General features: G+C 65.2%; 17 protein-coding genes and 1 pseudogene. 10 read left to right on the top strand and 8 right to left on the bottom strand.

What is annotated here, in order from left to right; genetic code table 11:
• Positions 1–25 precede the first annotated feature (25 nt).
• From AC1VNX_RS04545 to AC1VNX_RS04530, 4 genes are read right to left on the bottom strand one after another with little or no spacing between them, the layout of a single operon-like run.
• Positions 26–826, bottom strand: coding sequence for an ABC transporter ATP-binding protein (locus AC1VNX_RS04545; protein ID WP_483155650.1), 801 nt, complete (start codon positions 824–826; stop codon positions 26–28).
• A complete protein-coding gene (locus AC1VNX_RS04540) occupies positions 823–1,614 on the bottom strand; it encodes an alpha/beta fold hydrolase (RefSeq protein WP_483155649.1) in 792 nt (263 codons plus the stop codon). The genes AC1VNX_RS04545 and AC1VNX_RS04540 overlap by 4 nt, the downstream gene beginning before the upstream one ends.
• Positions 1,611–2,030, bottom strand: coding sequence for a VOC family protein (locus AC1VNX_RS04535; protein WP_483155648.1), 420 nt, complete (start codon positions 2,028–2,030; stop codon positions 1,611–1,613). The genes AC1VNX_RS04540 and AC1VNX_RS04535 overlap by 4 nt, the downstream gene beginning before the upstream one ends.
• Positions 2,021–2,575 carry a GAF domain-containing protein gene (locus tag AC1VNX_RS04530; protein WP_483155647.1) on the bottom strand — a complete coding sequence of 185 codons (555 nt, stop codon included), beginning with the start codon at positions 2,573–2,575 and terminating at the stop codon, positions 2,021–2,023. The genes AC1VNX_RS04535 and AC1VNX_RS04530 overlap by 10 nt, the downstream gene beginning before the upstream one ends.
• A gap of 75 nt (positions 2,576–2,650) precedes the next feature.
• On the opposite strand from AC1VNX_RS04530, the gene AC1VNX_RS04525 reads away from it, so the two are divergent.
• A complete protein-coding gene (locus tag AC1VNX_RS04525; RefSeq protein WP_483155646.1) occupies positions 2,651–3,622 on the top strand; it encodes a LysR family transcriptional regulator in 972 nt (323 codons plus the stop codon).
• Between the two features lie 492 nt (positions 3,623–4,114).
• Complete coding sequence (locus AC1VNX_RS04520) at positions 4,115–5,317, top strand: tyrosine-type recombinase/integrase (RefSeq protein ID WP_483155645.1); 1,203 nt, start codon at positions 4,115–4,117, stop codon at positions 5,315–5,317.
• A gap of 377 nt (positions 5,318–5,694) precedes the next feature.
• On the opposite strand, the gene AC1VNX_RS04515 is transcribed toward AC1VNX_RS04520, so the two are convergent.
• Positions 5,695–6,318, bottom strand: coding sequence for a pyridoxal-phosphate dependent enzyme (locus tag AC1VNX_RS04515; protein WP_483155644.1), 624 nt, complete (start codon positions 6,316–6,318; stop codon positions 5,695–5,697).
• Positions 6,319–6,407: 89 nt separating this feature from the next.
• Here AC1VNX_RS04515 and AC1VNX_RS04510 point away from each other — a divergent pair.
• The 7 genes and pseudogenes from AC1VNX_RS04510 to AC1VNX_RS04480 all read left to right on the top strand — a co-directional run.
• Positions 6,408–6,542, top strand: a pseudogene (locus AC1VNX_RS04510) (barstar family protein); the annotation flags it as partial.
• Positions 6,543–6,902: 360 nt separating this feature from the next.
• Entirely contained in the window at positions 6,903–7,448 is a 546-nt protein-coding gene (locus tag AC1VNX_RS04505) for a MarR family winged helix-turn-helix transcriptional regulator (RefSeq protein WP_483155643.1), read from the top strand.
• 6 nt (positions 7,449–7,454) lie between these two features.
• Positions 7,455–9,038: an ABC transporter substrate-binding protein gene (locus tag AC1VNX_RS04500; protein ID WP_483155642.1), complete on the top strand. Its 1,584-nt coding sequence runs from the start codon at positions 7,455–7,457 to the stop codon at positions 9,036–9,038.
• 115 nt (positions 9,039–9,153) lie between these two features.
• Complete coding sequence (locus AC1VNX_RS04495) at positions 9,154–10,095, top strand: ABC transporter permease (protein WP_483155641.1); 942 nt, start codon at positions 9,154–9,156, stop codon at positions 10,093–10,095.
• 34 nt (positions 10,096–10,129) lie between these two features.
• Positions 10,130–11,065 carry an ABC transporter permease gene (locus AC1VNX_RS04490; protein WP_483155640.1) on the top strand — a complete coding sequence of 312 codons (936 nt, stop codon included), beginning with the start codon at positions 10,130–10,132 and terminating at the stop codon, positions 11,063–11,065.
• Positions 11,066–11,067: 2 nt separating this feature from the next.
• Positions 11,068–12,711, top strand: coding sequence for a dipeptide ABC transporter ATP-binding protein (locus AC1VNX_RS04485; protein ID WP_483155639.1), 1,644 nt, complete (start codon positions 11,068–11,070; stop codon positions 12,709–12,711).
• A 56-nt stretch (positions 12,712–12,767) separates the two neighbouring features.
• Positions 12,768–14,153 (top strand): amidase, encoded by a 1,386-nt coding sequence (locus tag AC1VNX_RS04480; RefSeq protein WP_483155638.1) that lies wholly within the window; start codon positions 12,768–12,770, stop codon positions 14,151–14,153.
• A gap of 68 nt (positions 14,154–14,221) precedes the next feature.
• On the opposite strand, the gene AC1VNX_RS04475 is transcribed toward AC1VNX_RS04480, so the two are convergent.
• Both AC1VNX_RS04475 and AC1VNX_RS04470 read right to left on the bottom strand, forming a co-directional pair.
• Positions 14,222–15,058, bottom strand: a complete 837-nt coding sequence (locus tag AC1VNX_RS04475) for an alpha/beta fold hydrolase (protein ID WP_483161875.1) — start codon at positions 15,056–15,058, stop codon at positions 14,222–14,224.
• A gap of 179 nt (positions 15,059–15,237) precedes the next feature.
• Positions 15,238–15,723: an alpha/beta fold hydrolase gene (locus AC1VNX_RS04470; RefSeq protein ID WP_483155637.1), complete on the bottom strand. Its 486-nt coding sequence runs from the start codon at positions 15,721–15,723 to the stop codon at positions 15,238–15,240.
• 542 nt (positions 15,724–16,265) lie between these two features.
• Here AC1VNX_RS04470 and AC1VNX_RS04465 point away from each other — a divergent pair.
• Positions 16,266–17,213, top strand: coding sequence for a helix-turn-helix transcriptional regulator (locus AC1VNX_RS04465; RefSeq protein WP_483155636.1), 948 nt, complete (start codon positions 16,266–16,268; stop codon positions 17,211–17,213).
• 473 nt (positions 17,214–17,686) lie between these two features.
• Here the strand turns inward: AC1VNX_RS04465 and AC1VNX_RS04460 are convergent, their stop codons facing one another.
• Positions 17,687–19,129, bottom strand: a complete 1,443-nt coding sequence (locus tag AC1VNX_RS04460; protein WP_483155635.1) for a catalase — start codon at positions 19,127–19,129, stop codon at positions 17,687–17,689.
• Between the last annotated feature and the right edge of the window lie 4 nt (positions 19,130–19,133).

Below are 19,133 nucleotides of genomic sequence, written 5' to 3'. Positions count from 1 at the left end.
CTGGGCCTCTTTCAATCGAATGGAATCAGTCGAACGAAGCCGCATGCGAGAAGCGCTCGCGGATCGACGCGGAAGCCGCCGCGAAGGCGGGATGAGACATCACCTCCATCGAGCGCGGACGCGGCAGGTCGACGGGCAGCACGCGCTCCAGCGTGCCGGGGCGCGGCGACATCACGAACACCCTGTCGCCGAGGAACACCGCCTCGGGAATGGAGTGCGTGATCAGCACCACCGTCTTGCCGCTTTCCATCCAGATACGCTGCAGCTCCAGGTTCATGCGCTCGCGCGTCATCGCGTCGAGCGCGCCGAAGGGCTCGTCCATCAGCAGGATCTTGGGGTCGTGCAGCAGCGCCCGCGCGATCGAGGCGCGCTGCTGCATGCCGCCGCTCAACTGGCGCGGCAGCTTGTGCTCGAAGCCGTCGAGCCGGACCATGTGCAGCAGCTGCATCGCACGCTCGCGGGCCTGCTTCGCCGGGATGCCGAGCACCTCGGCCGGCAGCATCACGTTCTCGAGGATGGTGCGCCAGGGCAGCAGGATCGAGCTCTGGAACACCACGCCCACGTCGCGCCGCGTGCCGCGTATGGGCTGGCCGTCGAGCACCACGCGGCCGATGTCGTAGTCGAGCAGGCCGGCGAGGATGCGCAGCAGCGTGCTCTTGCCGCAGCCGCTGGGCCCCACGATGGTCACGAAGCTGCCCTGCTCGATGCTGCAGTCGATGTCCTTCAGCGCGAGCACGCCTTCGCCGCCGTCGCCGAAATGCTTGGAGAGCCCTTCGATGCGGATGTAGTCGGGGCGCCCGCGCGCGTGTTCGTGGTTCGTGCTCATGACTTGGCTCCTTCAGGCGTCAGGAAGCGGACGATGTGCTGCGCCAGCATCTGCGGCGCCTGCATCGCGGTGACATGGCCGATGCCGGGCAGCAGCACCGCGTCGGCGCCGCGGATGCGGCCGGCCATCGAGAGCGTCACGCTCGCCGGCACCACGCGGTCGAGTTCGCCCGCCAGCACCAGCGTGGGCGCGACGATGTCGGCCACGCCTCTTTCGAGCGCGGTCTGCACGGTCGCCATCCGCCGGGCGGAACGCGCCGAGCCGGGCTGCGCGTTCGCGAACACGCGCCGCAGTTCCGGCCGCTGCTGCAGGAAGGCTTCGGGGAAGAACCAGGTCGCAAGCTCCTCCGCCGTGGCCGGCAGATCGCGCCGCAGCTCGGCCAGGCGCCTCGCGTCCGGGCACAGCTCTTCGTAGGGGCGCGGCAGCGGCCAGGTGCTGCCGAGCACGAGGTGATCGACCGAGCGCGGATGCAGCAGCGCCAACGCCTGGGCGACCCGCCCGCCGAAGGAGGAGCCGAACACGTGCGCGCGCCGGAACCCCAGCGCCTTGATGAGCTGCTGCGCATCGTCCGCAAGATCGGCCAGCGTCGATGCGCGTTCCGGTCCTTCGGTCTCGCCGCAGTCGCGCTGGTCGTAGGCGATCACGGTGAAGTGCTTCGACAGATGCGGCACCAGCGCCGCGAACATCTGGCGCGAGGCTTCGGCGCCATGCATGAGCAGCAGTGGCGGGCCCTCGCCCTCGCGCTCGCATGCGATGCGCACTTCGCCGGCCTGGACGAAGCTGGTCATGGCGCGCCGCCTTCCACCGGTTGTTCTTCCTGGTCCATCCAGAAAGTCATTTCGATCTTGAGTCCGCACGGATCGTGCAGAAAGAGCTGGTGGATCGCCCAGCCCGGAATCGGCGCCTCTGCGAACGGAACGCCCAGCGCGCGAAGGTGCCCCCGCATCTCGGCGAGCCCATGGGAGCGGAACGAGATGTGGTCGACGTGGCCGGTGACGGGCTCGACAGGTTCATCCGGCGCCGACAGGTGTGCGTAGAGGTGCACGATCGGCTGGCCTTCCGCATACAGCCATGCGCCGGGCGCAGGAATCTCCGGCCGCGCGCCGACCGTGAGGCGCATCACGCGCGTGTAGAAATCCAGCAGCGGCGGCAGTTCGTCCGGCGCGCAGCGGATCGTGAAGTGATGCAAGGCGGTCACAGGCATGGCGTTCCCTCGAAGCTGTAGGCGAGCCCGGTCGCGACGGGCACCCAGCGCGCGGCAGCAAGCGCCAGCAGGCGGATGCCCAGGATTTCTTCCGGCAGCCAGCGCTCGCGGGTGCCGAAGACGTTGAAGGTGGCGAAGCAGATCCTTCCCTGCATCAGCGGCACGTTGACCACGCTGCACAGCCGGTAGTCGCGCATCTGCTCGAAGTCCTCGAAGTTCCGCGCGAGCACGTGCTCGCCCTCGCCGACGAACACGCGGCCCTGCACGAACAGGCAATCGCTCCAGGGCGTGAGCGTCTTGCGCTTCGCGCCGTTGACCGGGAAGGTCGCCGCCTCCGACGAGTAGAAGCGGCGCAGCAGGACCTGGCCGGCCGCATCGCCACCGGTCGTCACGTTCTGCTGGATGCTGAAGATGCTGCCCGGCGCCACCTGCAGGCGGCGCTGGTCGATCAGGCGCATCGCCTCGCCAGCGTCTTGCGCTTCGGCCAGCGAGTCCAGGAATCCCGCCGTGATGGCGGTGGTCGTCGGTGCGGTGCTCGGGTCCATGGGGAAAAGTCTAGGACTCGCAATTCACCAAAATGAAATAATTTCTGATAGCCCGATAACCGTGGAGTTATGGCCTTGCCCACTGCCCGCGACCCCGCCGCCGAACTGCAGCGTGCGCTGCTCTCCCGCCTCAAGCTGCGCCAGCTCTCGCTGTTGCAGGCCATCGACCGGCATCGCACGCTGGGCCGCGTCGCTGCCGAGATGCAGCTGAGCCAGCCGGCGATCACCAAGGCGCTGCACGAGGTGGAAGACATCTTCGGCAACACGCTCTTCGACCGGACCAGCAGGGGTCTGGTGCCGACAGCGGCGGGCGACGCGGTACTGCACTACGCGCGGCGCTGGCTCGCCGAACTCGAGGCGACCACGCGCGTGCTCACATCGCTCGAAGCGGGCCGCGCCGGGCGGCTACGGCTGGGCTTCACACAGCAGGTGCCGCAGCAACTGATGTCGGCCGCGCTCACGCACCTGCTCGACCGCTCGCCACGCATTTCGGTGATGGCGCGCGAGGGCACGACCGATGAGCTGGTCGCAAGCCTCATCGCACGCGAACTCGACTGCGCCATCGGCCGCTCCTACGACGGCGACGCGCGCGGGCTGGTGCAGGAGGCGGTCCACGAGCAGGAGCCCTGCCTCGTGGTCGGCGCGAAGAACCTCAAGCGCCTCTCGCGCGGGCCATTGGACTGGGCCAAGCTGGCGCAGCTCGACTGGATACTGCCGCCGCCCAACACGCCCATGCGCAGGACGTACAACGCGATCTTCGTGGGCGCGGGCGTCCAGCCGCCGCTGCCCATTCTGGAAACCACCTCGATCCGCAGCATCGAGACCTTGCTGCGCCAGGAGCCCAACGCGATCACCATCTTCGCGCGCGACGTGGTGGCCGGCATGGAGAGCGCGGGCCACTGGGCGGCGCTGCCCTATCGGCTGAACTGGAACCTGCCGCCGGTGAGCTTCTTCACGCTGAAGGAACTCGAAGCGCACCCGACGGTGCGTTCATTGCGCGACGTGGTGGTCGAGACCGCCCGGCGCATGAAGCAGTCGGGCGGCTGAGTCTCCGGCTTGCCGGCGACCGGAATCGCCAACGGGAGCGCGGACTTGCCTCGGCTTCTTAATTACTTACTTTCTTTATTTAAAGATAGTAGTAGTAGATAAGGGTAAACCCGCGCTGTGGACAGCAGCATTTTTTCTTTGTGGGACAAGGAGTTACGGTTTCCGTGCCGCTGTGTGCGCCCCTGCTTCGGGGCTGCGCCCGGAAATGGGACAACATCCGGGAAGCTGTTCCGGCTGTGGATAACGAAGTACTTGTGCCGAAACTGTCCCCAGAGTTGTCTGCAGACGATCACCTGCGATCGGGTCGCACATGTCAGCGCGCCGTTCGAGCAGCGCGGCGGGGCCTGCACCATCATCGAAAAACAAAAAAGCCGGGCACCTGTGGGGCCGCCAGGAACCAAACCTCTGTCCAAGGCCGCATAAATGCTTGCTATTCTTAAGTTCGATTTTGGCGCATACCCCCAAAAATACCCCCCCTGAAAGCTCAGCATCATGCCGCTATCCGATGTCAAAGTCCGCAATCTCACCACTCCCGGTCGCTATACCGACGGCGAGGGCCTGTACCTTCAAGTCTCGCCCAGCGGCGGCCGATATTGGCGACTGAAATATCGTTTTGGTGGCAAAGAGAAACTGCTCGCCCTCGGTGTGTATCCGACAGTGGGAATCAAAGATGCTCGCGAGAAGCGCTTCTTGGCCAAGCAAGCGCTGAGTCGCGGAGAGGATCCTGGGGCACTCAAGAAAGCTGCCAAGGAAGAGGCCATCAAGGAGGTGACCAGCACCTTGAAAGCCGTTGCGGAGGAGTGGCTGTCGCACCAGGCAGGATGTTGGGAAGCAAACACGCTGGCTCGCACGCGCGCATCCCTGGAAGCAGATGTCTTTCCGACTCTCGGCGCTCTGTCAATGTCGGTCATCACCCCAAAGCAAGTCATGGAGGTAGTCAAGGGCATCGAGAAACGGGGGGCATCGGAGATCGCCACACGGGTCCTGCAGCGCATCAAGGCCATCTACCGCTACGCGGCAACACACCAGCACATTGATCGCAACCCCATGCTGGACCTCATACCTTCTGAGATTCTCAAGCCCAGACGCGTCCAACATCGCGCGGCGCTGGGCCCGGCCGATCTGCCTGAGTTTCTGGCGAAACTGGATGTCTACGAGGGAGATCCCCATACGATCCACGCCCTACGGCTTCTGATGTTGACTGCCGCGCGACCAGGCGAGGTCCGCAATGCTCGCTGGGAAGAATTTGAGCTGGATGCCAGGCTGTGGCGCATTCCGGCCGAGCGGATGAAGATGCGGACGGAGCACGTGATTCCGCTCTCGGTGCAGGCGGTTGCCATCGTCGAAGCTATGAAGCCCTTGAGCGGAAACCGAGAACTCGTTTTTCCAAGCCCCTTTTACCCATCCAAGCCCCTGAGCGAGAACACCTTCAATAGCGCGATGGCGCGCATGGGCTACAAGTACCTGGCGACCGCACACGGCTTCCGGGCCCTGTTTTCCACGGTCGCGAATGAAGCTGGCTGGAGCGCGGATTCAATCGAGCGCCAGCTTGCTCACGCAGAGCGCAATCAGGTACGAGCCGCTTACGACCGGGGCACGCGGTTGCAGGAGCGAACTCAGCTAATGGGCTGGTGGGCCAACTACCTGGATAGCCGTCGCCGCGGACAAGTGATCCCAATTCAATTGGCCGCTTGAATGGGATAGGCCCTCCTCCATGGCCAACCAGGAAATGGCATGCGTGGCCGCTCGTTCCGACTGGCAGAACTGTGGTGCTGGGGGTCTCGGAGTCAGAGCGGCAATCAATCTGTTTAGGCCGCTGGAACCATGTCGCTATGTCGGCTTTCGCGCGAACAAGCCGACGAGCAAGCGTTCCGGTTCGGGGACCTTGAATGCTCTTGGTCCAAGGCAGGAAACTGGCTCGCACCTTTAAGCATGCCGCGCCGCGGTCGGGGGCGTCGATGGGTATGTGAGGCGGAAGTCCCACCGCGCGCACCGGCGCCGCTCGATGCGTCCAAGGCTTTGCCCAGCACTGTCCGCGCCGAAGTAAAAGTGAGCCTTGATTGGGCACTCGTTCAACAATGCACATGGCCGATGCTCTGTTCGAAGACTTCCGCATCCACATTGCCGCCCGAGAGAATCGCCGGCACGCCCGAAGCACCCGTTAGAAAGCGACGAAACATGGCGGCCGCCAGAGCGGCCGCACCGCCAGGTTCCAGAACGAGCTTCAGGTGCTCGAAACCAAAGCGAATGGCAGCGCGAACCTCGCCGTCGGACACCGTCGCGCCTCTCACACGGCAGGACCGCATGACCTCGAACGCCAGGGCGCCCGGCGTCGGCACCAGAAGTGCGTCGCAGATCGTGCCGCTCAGCGCGCGGTTCCTCATGCGCGCTCGCTGGACGAGCGAACGCCCGGTGTCATCGAAGCCCTCGGGCTCGATCGCATGGACCTGTGCACCAGGAAGCAGGGTGCCGGCCGCGGTGGCCCAGCCCGCCGTGGCGTGGCGATCCTTTCGAGCGACGTGTTCGTGCTCGACGCAGGCGAGCCGAAGAATGCCGTGCGCATTGCAACGGGTGCCGCAAGGGATCAGCAGGAACTGCGCAATGCACTCGGCGCGGTTGTGGAATTGCTGTTGTCGACGTCTGGGCTGGGAATCGTGCAGACCTGAGAGAGGAAAGGGCTCCTTGCCGAAACTCATGGAACACGGCCTCACAAGCCAGAGTTACGAGGTGGAAAAGAAGCTGTTGATGTGCCTGAACGATGACCATGTAGCGAAGCGGCGTTCGCAGTTCTCGCGAGCTTCACAAGCGTCTGATGACCGCTCTCCAATTTCCTGACCTCGAGATGGAGAATTGGGATGCGCTCCGGAACGCCGTCACCGGCTCGGCAGCATTCCGGTTCTGCCTCATGTCCAGAGGATGACTTATCGCACGACATCTGACTGTCGAGTGTCGGCTTCAATGTGGACATTGATGGCTCCGAGCCCGGCGTCGGCAATCACCGCGTAGCCGTCATTCGTGTACGCCCACCAAGCTTATGTCCGCGTCCCGCGGAGCCAATAGGCGAGAAAATCCACGCACAAGCTTCATCCTGGTGCGCGCGCCGCACCGGTTCGGCGACTGCCTTGCCGCCCAGACTCGGCTACTTTTCATCTCGCTACAGAGGAGTTTCCCCAGGGCAGCGCCTTTCGTAGGGGATTTCCCTCGATGGCTGGCCCAGAGCTTGCATGGGCCTTGGATATGGTTGAATATTTCAACTATTGAAGACTTCTTCCATCTGGCCATGCACGCACCACTTCAACTGAAGACCGACTACATCAACGTCCTGCTCGACGTGGCTTCCGCGCGCACCAGAGATCGTGGTTCGCGTGTGTACGAGATCGAACTCGGCCTGTCGATCCGCGACGTGCGCCTGCTTCGGATGATCGGCGGCGCACCCGGCATCACCATGGGCCAGCTGGTGCAGACCTGCGGCATCGAAAAGACGCTGGTCTCCAAACTCGTGGGCTCGCTGGTGCAGCGCGAACTGGTCCAGCGCCAGATCGGCAACGAAGACGCCCGGCAGATCCATCTGTGCCTGACGCCGTCCGGCATCGACCTCGTGCTGCAGGCCGAGCCCATCGGGCAAGAGATGGAAGCACGCTTTCTCGACTGCCTCAGCACAAGCGAGGTCGAAACGCTGCGCCGCATCCTGCACAAGATCATGGCCGCCGAAGAGGCCTCGCGCGACATCTTCGAGTTTCTGCTGACCCAGTTGCGGGAAAGCAAGTCTGCGGATTCCTCCTCACCACCTCCCCCTCCTTCCTCTGGCACTCCTCGAAAGAAGTAAGGCTTCATGGCAACTCCACTCTCGCTGCGCCGCGCGTCCGCGGTCACCCTGTCGGCATTGGCCCTGACGTTATCGGCCGCGGCCTGCGCAGACACCGTGCTGCGCACTGTGCCCTCGTCGGACCTGAAGATCCTCGACCCGATCTGGACCACCGCCAACATCACGCGCAACCACGGCTTCATGATCTACGACACCCTTTTCGGCATGGACGAAAAGGGCGCGATCAAGCCGCAGATGGTGGACAAGTACACCGTGAGCCCCGACAACAAGGTCTGGACCTTCACGCTGCGCCCCGGCCTGAAGTTCCACGATGGCGCGCCCGTCACCTCGCAGGACGTGATCGCCTCGCTGGCCCGCTGGGGCAAGCGCGACACGCTCGGCCAGAAGATGTACGAGGCCATGGACAGCATCACGGCGGAGGGCCCGAACACCTTCCGCATGAACTTCAAGCAACCTTTCGGCGTGGTGCTCGACGCGCTGGGCAAGCCCAATCCGCTGGTGCCGTTCATCATGCCCAAGCGCGTGGCCGACACGCCCGCCGACAAGCAGATCGACGAGATGATCGGCTCCGGCCCCTTCACGCTCGCCAAGGAAGACTTTCGCCCCGGCGACCGCGTGATCTACCGCAAGAACACCGCCTACGTGCCGCGCAAGGAGGCCCCCTCGGGTTTGGCGGGCGGCAAGGTGGTGAACGTGGACAGCGTGGAATGGGTGCTGCTGCGCGACCCGCAGACGCAGGTCAACGCGCTGCTGAACGGCGAGGTCGACATGGTCGAGACCGTGCCCTCTTCCGGCTTTGTCGACATGCGCACCAACCCGAAGATCGAGCTGGTGGACGTGATGCCCGCGGGCCCTTTCACGGCGATCTACAACCACAAGGTCCCTCCGTTCAACAACCCGAAGGCGTTGAAGGCCGCCATGCTCGCCATCAACCAGGAAGCCATGCTGCGGGCCCAGGCCACCTACCGCGATTTCTACAAGCCTTGCGCGTCCATCTACCTGTGCGGCTCGGTGTATGCGAGCGACAAGACCGGCTTCTTCACCGGAAAGCCGCAGTTCGAGGAAGCCCGCAAGCTGCTGAAGGAATCAGGCTACGACGGCAAGCCTGTCGTCATCCTGCTGCCCGGTGATGCGCCGGCGCTGAACAAGATGCCCGCCATCTACGGACAACTGCTCAAGCAGGTGGGCTTCAACGTGGACGTGCAGACCACCGACTGGGCCACGCTCGTGACGCGTCGCACCAAGAAGGACCTGCCGGAAAACGGTGGCTGGAACGTCTTCATCACGTTCTGGGGGGGCGTGGATGCCAGCAGCCCGATCAGCTATGGCCCGCTGACCGGCAACGGCGACAAGGGTTTCTTCGGCTGGCCGACCGATCCGGAGCTGGAAGCGCTGAAGACGCGCTTCATCGAAACCACCGACATCGCACAGCGCAAGGACATCGCGACGCAGATCCAGTTGCGCGTGCTCGAAGGCGGCGTGATCGCCCCGCTGGGCGAAGGCAAGGCGCCCACGGCGGTGCGCCGTGGCGTGGTCAGCGGACTGCTGCCGTCGCCCGCCGTTCTGTACTGGAACGTGCGCAAGAAGTAGGCAAGCCCCCTCACCTCTTTCACCGAGGCGCTTGGCCGGTTGCACCCGTGGCAACCGGTCTGGGGCTCCCTTTGCCCGCGCCGGCTGTTCAACCGCTTGAACGAGACCTTCTCACATGCTCAACTTTCTGTTGCGGCGCGGCCTGGCCACGGCGCCCGTGCTCCTGATCGTGGCCGTCATCGTCTTTCTGCTGCTGCGCATGACGCCCGGCGATCCGGCGGCCGCCATCGCGGGCGACGCGGCCAGCGTGCAGGACGTCGAACGCATTCGCGCACAGCTCGGCCTGAACGCGCCGATCGTCAGCCAGTTCTTCGGATGGCTGGGCCACGTGCTGCGCGGCGACCTGGGCTATTCCTACTTCTACAAGATGAGCGTGACCGAGCTGATCGGCCAACGGCTGGAGCCCACGCTGTCGGTGGCCGCCGTGACCGTGGTGCTCACCGTACTGATCGCCGTGCCGCTGGGCGTGCTGGCGGCCTCGCGGCGCGGCGGACGGCTCGACCGCTTCATCATGGGCGCGTCGGTTCTCGGCTTCTCCGTGCCTGTGTTCGTCGCGGGCTACCTGATGATCTGGCTGTTCTCGATGCAGCTGGGCTGGCTGCCTTCGCAGGGCTACAACCGCATCGCCGCGGGCGTCGGCCCATGGCTGCGCAATCTGGTGCTGCCCTGCGTCACACTGGCCGTGATGTATGCGGCGCTGATTGCACGGGTCACGCGTGCGGCGGTTTCCGAAGCGCTGACCGAAGACTACGTGCGCACCGCGCGCGCCAAGGGCATCTCGGAGCGGCGCATGCTGATTCGCCATGCGCTCGCCAACGCGGCCGTGCCGATCGCCACCATCATCGGCCTGAGCGTGGCCGGCCTCATCGGCGGCGTGGTGGTCACGGAAACCATCTACGCCATACCGGGCCTGGGCCAACTGACGGTGGATGCGGTGCTCTCGCGCGACTACCCGCTCATCCAGGGCATCACCCTGTTCTTTTCGCTCGTCTACGTCGTCGTCAACTTGCTGGTGGACCTGAGCTACCTGCTGCTCGATCCGCGCATCCGCTACTGACACGCGCGGCCCTCATTTTTCGGAGACCCTTTCCATGACTTCGATTTCCATCCCGGCGGAAACGACGGCGACGGCAGCGCCCCGCCATCGCAAGCCATCCCTGTTGCGCCGCGCCTTCTCGAACGGCGCCGTGCGCACGGGCAGCGCGATCCTATGCCTCATGGTGGTGCTGGCCGTCGCGGCCCCGTGGCTCTACACCATCGACCCCAACGCCATGGACCCGGCCAGTTCGCACCTGTCGCCGGGCGCGCACGCCGAGTTCATGACGCTGGCCGGCGACAGCTTCGAGCGCTTCTTCCCGATGGGCACGGACAGCATGGGCCGCGACATCTGGAGCCGCACGGCCTACGGTGCACGCATCTCGCTGTCGGTCGGCGTGGCCGTTGCGCTGGGTTCGATCGCACTCGGCATGCTGGTCGGCATGACGGCGGGTTACTTTCGCCGCCTCGACGGCGTGATCATGCGTGTGATGGACGGGATGATGGCCATCCCGGGCATCCTGTTCGCCATCGTGCTGGTCGCTGTCTGGCGGCCCAGCCTGCTGACGGTGATCCTTGCCATCGTCGTTCCCGAAACGCCGCGCGTGGCGCGGCTGGTGCGCTCTGTCGTCCTGTCGGTTCGCGAAGAGCCGTATGTCGAGGCGGCCATTGCGCTCGACACGCCCACGTGGAAGCTGATGCTGCGCCACATTCTTCCCAACACGGTGGCTCCGTTGATCGTTCAGGGCACCTTCGTCTGCGCGGCCGCGATGCTGACGGAAGCGGTCATGTCCTTCCTTGGCATCGGCCTGCCATCGGACGTGCCGACCTGGGGGAACATCATGTCCGAGGGCCGCGCGTATTTCACGTCGCATCCTTCGACCGTGCTGCTGCCGGGCGCCTTCCTCGCGCTCACGGTGCTGGCGGTGAACATGCTCGGCGACGGCCTGCGCGACGCGCTCGACCCGAAGTTCAACAAGCGCGGGAGCTGAGCATGGCAGCCACGCTTTCCAACACGCACCCCGCTGTATCGCCCTGCCTCGTCGTGCGCGACCTGTGCATCGACCTGCCGAAAGGCGCGGACCGGCCGCATGCCGTTCATGCGGTGTCTTTCGACGTGATGCCGGGCCAGGTCGTGTGCCTGCTGGGCGAGTCGGGTTCCGGCAAGTCGGTGATCGCCCAGGCGGTGATGGGGCTGCTGCCCGATTCGCTGGTGCCCTCGGGCGGACGCATCGAGGTCCTGGGCGAGAACATCCTTGCCGCCGATGCCGCGCACCTGCGCGCATGGCGCGGCGCCCGCATGGCGATGGTGTTCCAGGAACCCATGACGGCACTGAACCCGGTGATGCGCTGCGGCGCGCAGGTCGACGAAATACTGGCCGAGCACACCGCGCTCGGTGCCGCCGAACGCCGGCAGAAGGTGCTGGCCATCTTCGCGCGCGTCAAGCTGCCGGAACCCGAGCGCATCTACGACGCCTACCCGCACCAGCTCTCGGGCGGACAGCGGCAACGCATCGTGATTGCCATCGCGCTGATCCTGCGGCCCGCGCTGCTGATCTGCGACGAGCCGACCACCGCGCTGGACGTGACCACGCAGGCCGAGATTCTTTCGCTCATCCGCGAGATGCAGCAGGAGAACGCAACGGCGGTGCTGTTCATCACCCACGACTTCGGCGTGGTCGCGGACATTGCAGACCACGTGGTGGTGCTGCAGTTGGGCCGCCAGGTCGAAAGCGGCCCCAAAGATGACGTGCTGCGGCGCCCGAAGGCACCCTACACGCGCATGCTGCTCGACGCCGTGCCGCGCCTGGAGCCCATCTTGCGGCCGCTCGCCGCGGACACACCGCCGCTGCTCGATGCGCGCGGCGTGACCAAGACCTACCGTTCCGGCTCGTGGCCGGGCAAGCGCCGCACGGTGCATGCGGCCACCGACGTGTCGCTCAAGCTGCATGCCGGCGAAACCGTGGGCATCGTGGGCGAGTCGGGCTCGGGCAAGTCCACCGTGGCGCGCTGCATCGCGCGGCTGATCGAGCCGACCGACGGCGAGGTCTGGGTGCCTCACATCGAGGCGCAGCACGCGCCGCGCGCGCGGCTCTCGGCCTTCCGGCGCATGGTGCAGGTGGTGTTCCAGGACCCGAACCGTTCGCTGAATCCGCGCCGCACGGTCGGCCAGTCGATCATCGAAGGGCCGGTCAACTTCGGCCTGTCGCCCGAGAAGGCCTGGCAGCGCGCCGAAGAACTGATGGACCTCGTGCGGCTGAAGCCCGAGGTGCTGCATCGCTACCCGAGCGAGTTCTCCGGTGGCCAGCGGCAGCGCCTGTGCATTGCACGCGCGCTGGCCTGCGAGCCGCAAGTGCTGATTGCCGACGAGGCCGTTTCGGCACTCGACGTTTCCGTGCAGGACCAGATCCTCAAGCTGCTCGCGGAGATCCAGCAGCGCCTGTCGATCGGCATCCTCTTCATCACGCACGACCTGCGCGTGGCCAGCCAGATCTGCGACCGGCTGATCGTCATGCACAAAGGCCGCATCGTCGAGCAAGGCACGGCGCACGACGTGCTGCTGTCGCCGCGCGAGGCCTACACCCGTTCCCTGTTGGCCGCGGCCCCTGGTCAGGGCTACGCATTCGGGCAGGGCTGATGCGCGCGCATCAGCCACCGCTCCGATCAACATCTTCGACCCCCAAAGAGACAACCATGGAAACACCCTTGTACGCCCTGAGCGCCGTCCAACTGCTGGCGCGCTATCGCGACCGCACCCTCTCCCCCGTCGATGTGACGAAGTCGGTGCTGGCGCGCATCGAACGCTGGGAGCCGAGCATCCACGCCACATACGGGCTCGACGCCGACGCCGCCCTGGCCTCGGCCAAGGCCTCCGAAGCGCGATGGAACCAAGGCGCGCCGCAAGGCGAGCTGGACGGTGTGCCGGTCACGCTCAAGGAAAACATCGCCACGCGCGGCACGCCGTCGCCGATCGGCAGCGCCGCCACGGTGCTGTCGCCCGCCACGGCGGATGCACCGGCGGCCGCTCGCCTGCGTGAAGCGGGCGCGGTGATCGTCACCAAGACCACAATGCCGGACTTCGGCTTCCTGGGTGCGGCCCCGTCGAGCTTTCATGCACTCACGCGCAACCCCTGGGACCTGAGCAAGAACACGGGTGGCTCCAGCTCCGGTGCGGGCGCTGCCGCTGCCGCGGGCTACGGCCCGCTGCACCTGGGCACCGACATCGGTGGCTCGGTGCGCATCCCCGCCAACTTCTGCGGCGTGTTCGGGCTCAAGCCCAGCCACGGGCGCATTCCGGTCGACCCGCCGGCAGCCGCCCGCGTGATCGGCCCGATGACACGCACGGTCGCCGATGCCGCGCTGCTGATGAAGGTGGTTTCGCGCCCCGACCCGCGCGACTACATGAGCCTGCCGGCACAAGACATTGCATGGGAAAACCTGAGCCGCGAGGTACGGGGCCTGCGCATCGGCCTGTGGACCGACACCACGGGCGGCTGGCCGATCGACCCCGAAGTGAAAGACGCCGTTCTGGCCGCGGCACGCGTCTTCGAACAGGCCGGCGCCATCGTGGAGCCGCTCTCCGACTGGACCACGCTGGAAATGCGCATGGGCATGGCGCATTTCTTCACCATGCGCTGCCGCGTCGACCTGGCCGCCATGCCGATCGAGCGCGCCAGGCTGGCGGCCGACTACATCCATGCCGCAGGCGAGTTCGCGGGCTCGCTCTCGCCCGAGGAAACCTTCCGTGCCTTCACGCGCATGCAGGCATTGCGCGCAGCAACCGTGGCCGTCACGCAGCCGTACGACTACGTGCTGTCGCCCGTGTCGCCGGTGCTGCCGTTCGCGGCAGAAGCCATCAACAGCGGAGCGGAGAACCCGCTGAAGGACTCGCACTTCACCTCGGTGTTCAACCAGTCGGAGCAGCCTGCGGCATCGATCAATTGCGGCTATTCCAGGAGCGGTCTGCCCATCGGCCTGCAGATTGCAGGTCGCCGGTTCGACGACCTGGGTGTGCTGCAGATGGCGGCGTTCTACGAGTCGGTCCGTTCGGAGCAAGCTCCCTGGCCTGAACCCATCTGAGACAGGGCAACGCCGGACAGGCCGGCGCCGCCCCAGTGACAACGGAGTGCGCTCGTTCGCCTGACGCCTCAGCTCTTGAAGAATGCCAGCAGATCCGGATTGATGACGTCTGCGTTGACGGTGAGCATTCCGTGGGAATAGCCCTTGTACACCTTGAGCGTGCCGTTCTTCAGCAGCTTGACTGACTTCAGCGCAGCGTCGGCAATCGGAACGATCTGATCGTCGTCGCCATGCATGACCAGGGTCGGCACGGTGATCGCCTGGAGGTCCGCTGTCTGGTCAGTCTCTGAAAAGGCCTTGATGCCGTCATAGTGGGCCTTGGCGCTGCCCATCATTCCCTGCCGCCACCAGTTCTGGATCACCCCCGGGTAGACCTTCGCGCCGTCCCGGTTGAAACCGTAGAACGGGCCTGTCGCGACGTCGAGGAAAAGTTGTGCCCGGTTGTCCGCGACACCCTTGCGAAAGCCATCGAACACTTCCATCGGCAATCCTTCCGGATTGCTCGCTGTCTTGAGCATCAAGGGGGGAACCGCACTCACGAGTACAGCCTTCGCAGCGCGGCCGCTGGGCTGGCCGAATTTCGCGACGTAGCGCGCAACCTCACCGCCGCCGGTCGAGTGCCCGACGTGGAAGACCTTGGTCAAGTTCAGCGCCTCGACGACAGCGAAGGCATCGGCAGCGTAGTGGTCCATGTCGTGGCCCTCGCTGACCTGCGCCGATCGCCCATGGCCGCGCCGGTCGTGCGCAATCACCCTGTAGCCCCGCTGCACAAAGAAGAGCATCTGGGCATCCCAGTCATCGCTCGAAAGCGGCCACCCATGATGAAACATGATGGGCTGGCCGTCCTTGGGTCCCCAGTCCTTGTAGAAGATCTCTACGCCGTCCTTGGTGGTGATCGTGTTCATGAGGTGATGCCCTTTCTGAGAATGCGCTGTTGCGCGGTGCTTGGGTGAGTGGGTTGCATTCCCCACCATCGGGAGACCGGCGATCGCCAGGGTCCCCGCGCTGGCGAGAAGAAGCTTGCGCCTGTCGCTGTCGAAAACGGTGTGAAGATCGAGCTGTTTCATGTGTGACCTCGGCAGTTTCAGGCTTGCGCTTCAAGGGAAGCGACTGGCCGGACGGCCTCGAGAATGACATCGGCCACCGCCTGGGCGACATTCCGAAGAAATCCTTCGACGCTCATCACCAGATTGCCAGAGCGGTCGGGTGCGACGGTGGCGAGTCCGGGTGGTGCGGGGTGGGCTGCCACCTGATCACCCGTGGACTCATTGATGTCAGGGGTGAATGCCGCAACGAAGCCGAGCGCCTTCACCTTCGGATCATTCCCTGCCTCCGTGATCACTGTCCCACCCCAGCTATGACCTGCCAGTACGACCGGCCCCTGGACATTTTCGAGAGCGGCGCGCGTCGCGGCTACGTCGTCGGCCAAAGAGCTTGTCGGGTTTTGTACCGCCACCACAGGTATGCCCGCACGATGAAGCAGGGGGATGACCTTTCGCCAACTGGACGCATCGGCCCAGGCGCCGTGAACCAGCAAGACTGTGATCATGGGATCGGCAGGACTATTCATGGGTTCCTTGAAAGAAGTCAACGAGCTTGGATTGCGCAAGCCGCCCGTTTTCAGGACGGCGACGAACCATGGGACCTGACTATGAGGTCCAGTGCGATGCACGTATTGCACATTCGGCGCCCAAATTGAACGCTTGTTTTTCCTTCGCCGGCCGCGGCGCCGCATCGGCTTGCGCGACGGCCTCGCGACCGCGACCCCTTCGAACTCCCGCTCAACTGTTGACTTTCAGGAAAAAGTTTTTTGCTGGTGAAGGGGTTTTCCAGCAACTGCGCCGAACGCATACTCGGCACCGATCAAGCACCGCTTCGCCTCGCTCGAGACTTCCTGCGGCTCGGCCGTCGCGGCACTCCACATCTACATTGACGGCTGGCACGCGATGTGCAACAAGAAGAACTAGGTCGAGCCGACAAGGGGTGCAACCCCATAGGCACGATCGACTGCGCGAGAAATATCTTCAAGGAAGCGCGCAAAATTTCTATCCATAATTCGTCGCGACACCGCCAGTCGGATACCCCGTCACCCCAATTCCCGCCCCCCTGTTCATGCGCGCCGAAAGCAGTCTCAACGAGGCGAAAGGGCAACCGCTCCCAGCAGGGCAAGGGCTCACGCCACAAGACCTGCTCGGGTGCACGGTCGGTCATCTGCAGAGAGATCAGGAACTTTCGGCCAACGGCGTTCGGATCTATCGCAAGACCGTGAACGCCCATGAGCGGCACTATGTGGAGACAGCCGCCAGCGGGCGCGGCGTACTGCTCGGCATCTCGTTGCGAGACGGTCATCGCCGACGGATCCTTCATGAGCACCATGCGTCTTGCCATGACTTCAGCAAGGGCTCGATCTACGTCCGCGATTTCTGCGACCGCTATCGCGCGGACATGCAAAGCGGCTTCGACTTCGTGCTGCTCGAAATCTCCCATCCAGCCCTGGAGCGCGCCATCGACGAAAAGCGGGGGCCGCGCGTTGGTGGTCTTGTCGAGGTTGCAGGCGTCAGGGACGAGGTACTCGCCCATCTCGCAAGCGCGCTGACCCCTGCGCTCGAACGTCCTGCCGAGGTTAGCCTGCTGTTCGTCGATCAACTAAGCGTCGCGATGACGAGCTACCTGGTCGACAACTACGGCCGCGCTGCAACTGCGACCGAGCCCCCGGCGAACCGGCTGCTTTCGCGATCGCACGAGGCGCGCGTGAAGGAGATGCTGCGCAGCAAGATGGACGGCAACATTTCGATCGCAGAGATTGCCGGCGCCTGCAACCTGTCGCGCAGCTATTTCATCCGCGCCTTTCGCGAGACCACCGGCCAGACGCCGCACCAATGGCTGACCGCACAGCGGCTGGAACGCGCGCGCGCGTTGCTGAAGGACGTCGAACGACCTCTGGCGGACGTTGCCGCAGCTTGCGGCTTTGCGGACCAGAGTCACTTCACGCGCGTCTTTTCCCAGCACACCGGCATGCCGCCGGGCGGTTGGCGCAAAAAGATGCAGCTTGAGAAATAAAGATGTCCGAACGCGGATACCGATACGAAACGCCGAGTTCCGCGATCCTTCGTACTCACTACCTCGCACCGGCCCCATGAGCACGCCATCGCACGCGAATCCCGATCTCGCCCTGCTCGCACTTCTCTCGCCTGACCCAGCCGCCGATCACATCCTCGGACCGGCGTCGGCCCCCTGACCGCCTGCTCTTCAACCACCAGAGCCACCTGGACAACCGGCACCTGGATGCCGATGCCAGGCAACTCGACCCAGACATACCACGCTTTGAGAACGTGCTGAAGGACGGTGTTTACCGCCAGCGCGTGCAGGAGCAGGTCGAAGCCGGGCGACGGCTGAAGGTACGCGCTACGCCCACGTTCTATGTGAACTGTGTCTTCACGGATGTGTCCTTCGGTCTGCTGCAACTGCGGGACGCCATCGAGCGTGCGTTGCGAGAACCGCCCGCACCCCTGACCGCGCTCCGCTGCCTGCGGCTAGATGCCGAGCTGCGCTGCGATCCCCTGCCCCAACACAGCGTCAACCAGCCGGAAGTGCTCGATCTGCCGTCGCTGGATGACCTCGGGCACGCCTGCCATCGCCGCTGCGATATTGGCGGCCAGACGCTCCCGCTCTGCGCTTCCCATGCGGCGGTACAGCGCCGTCGCCTGCACGTAGTCGCCGAGACCCTGGCGATCGTGAAAGCGCGCCGCGTCGCCGCTCAGCGGTAACGCCGGCTCCGCGTGCTGTCGATCAGGACGCGGTCCGCCGAACGAGTTGGGCTCGTAGTAGGCGTCGGTGCGGGGCGGCACGTCCAGTCGCATCGCACCATCGGCGTGGTAGGTGTGCACCGGCGCGCGCGGGCGGTTCACCGGCAGCGCCGCGTGGTGCGTGCCGACGCGATAGCGCTGTGCGTCGGCATACGCCAGCAGGCGTCCTTGCAGCAGCCTGTCGGGCGAGATGCACAGGCCTGGCACCATGTGCGCCGGGTTGAATGTCGCCTGCTCCACCTGCGCGAAATAGTTGTCGGGGTTGGCGTCCAGCGTGAGTTCGCCCAGTTCGACGAGCGGACATTCGGCTTGCGGCCAGACCTTGGTGGGGTCGAAGGCATTGAATGGCAGCGCCTCGGCCTGCTGCTGGCTCATCAACTGCACATGCAGCGACCAGCGCGGGTGCTCGCCGCGCTCGATGGCCTCGAACAGGTCGCGCTGCGCGCTCTCGCGGTCCGCGGCGATGGTGGCGCGGGCCTGCGCATCGGTGAGGCAGCGAATGCCCTGCCGTGTCCTTAAATGGAACTTGACCCAGCAGCGCTCGTTGGCGTCGTTGATGAGCCCGAACGCATGTACGCTGTAGCCGTGCATGTGGCGGTAGCTGCTGGGCAGGCCGCGGTCCGAGAACAGCATCACGATCTGGTGGATGCTCTCCGGCGAGAGCGACCAGAAGTCCCAGATGGCGGTGGGCGAGCGCAGATGGCTCACCGGGTGGCGCTTGAGCGCGCGCACCAGGTCGGGAAACTTCTGCGGATCGCGGATGCAGGCCACCGGCAGGTGGCTGCCGACCAGGTCCCAGTTGCCTTCTTCCGTGTAGGCCTTCAGGGCGAAGCCGCGCATGTCGCGCTCGGCATCCGCGCAGCCGCGTTCGCCCGTGAGGCCCGAGAAGCGCACCAGCACGGGCGTGACCCGGCCCGGCTGCAGAAAGCGTGCGCAGGTGTGGCGCGCAATGTCGCCCGTGATGCGCAGCTTGCCCAACGCGGCCGCGCCCTTGGCGTGCAGCACCCGCTCCGGAATGCGCTCGCGCGCCAGGTAGGCAAGCTTTTCGGCCATCTGATAGTCCTGCAGGAGGATCGGTCCGCGCGGCCCGGCGGTGATGGAATGCTGGCTGTCCGCCACGGGTGCGCCACCTGCGGTGGTCAAGGTCGGCGGCCTTGGGTTGGTCGTCATGGCG

The sequence above is a fragment of the Variovorax sp. TLI9-5A genome, from assembly GCF_056867935.1.
Note: the sequence above shows the minus strand (reverse complement) of the source record. Positions and strands in the feature narration are given on the sequence as shown.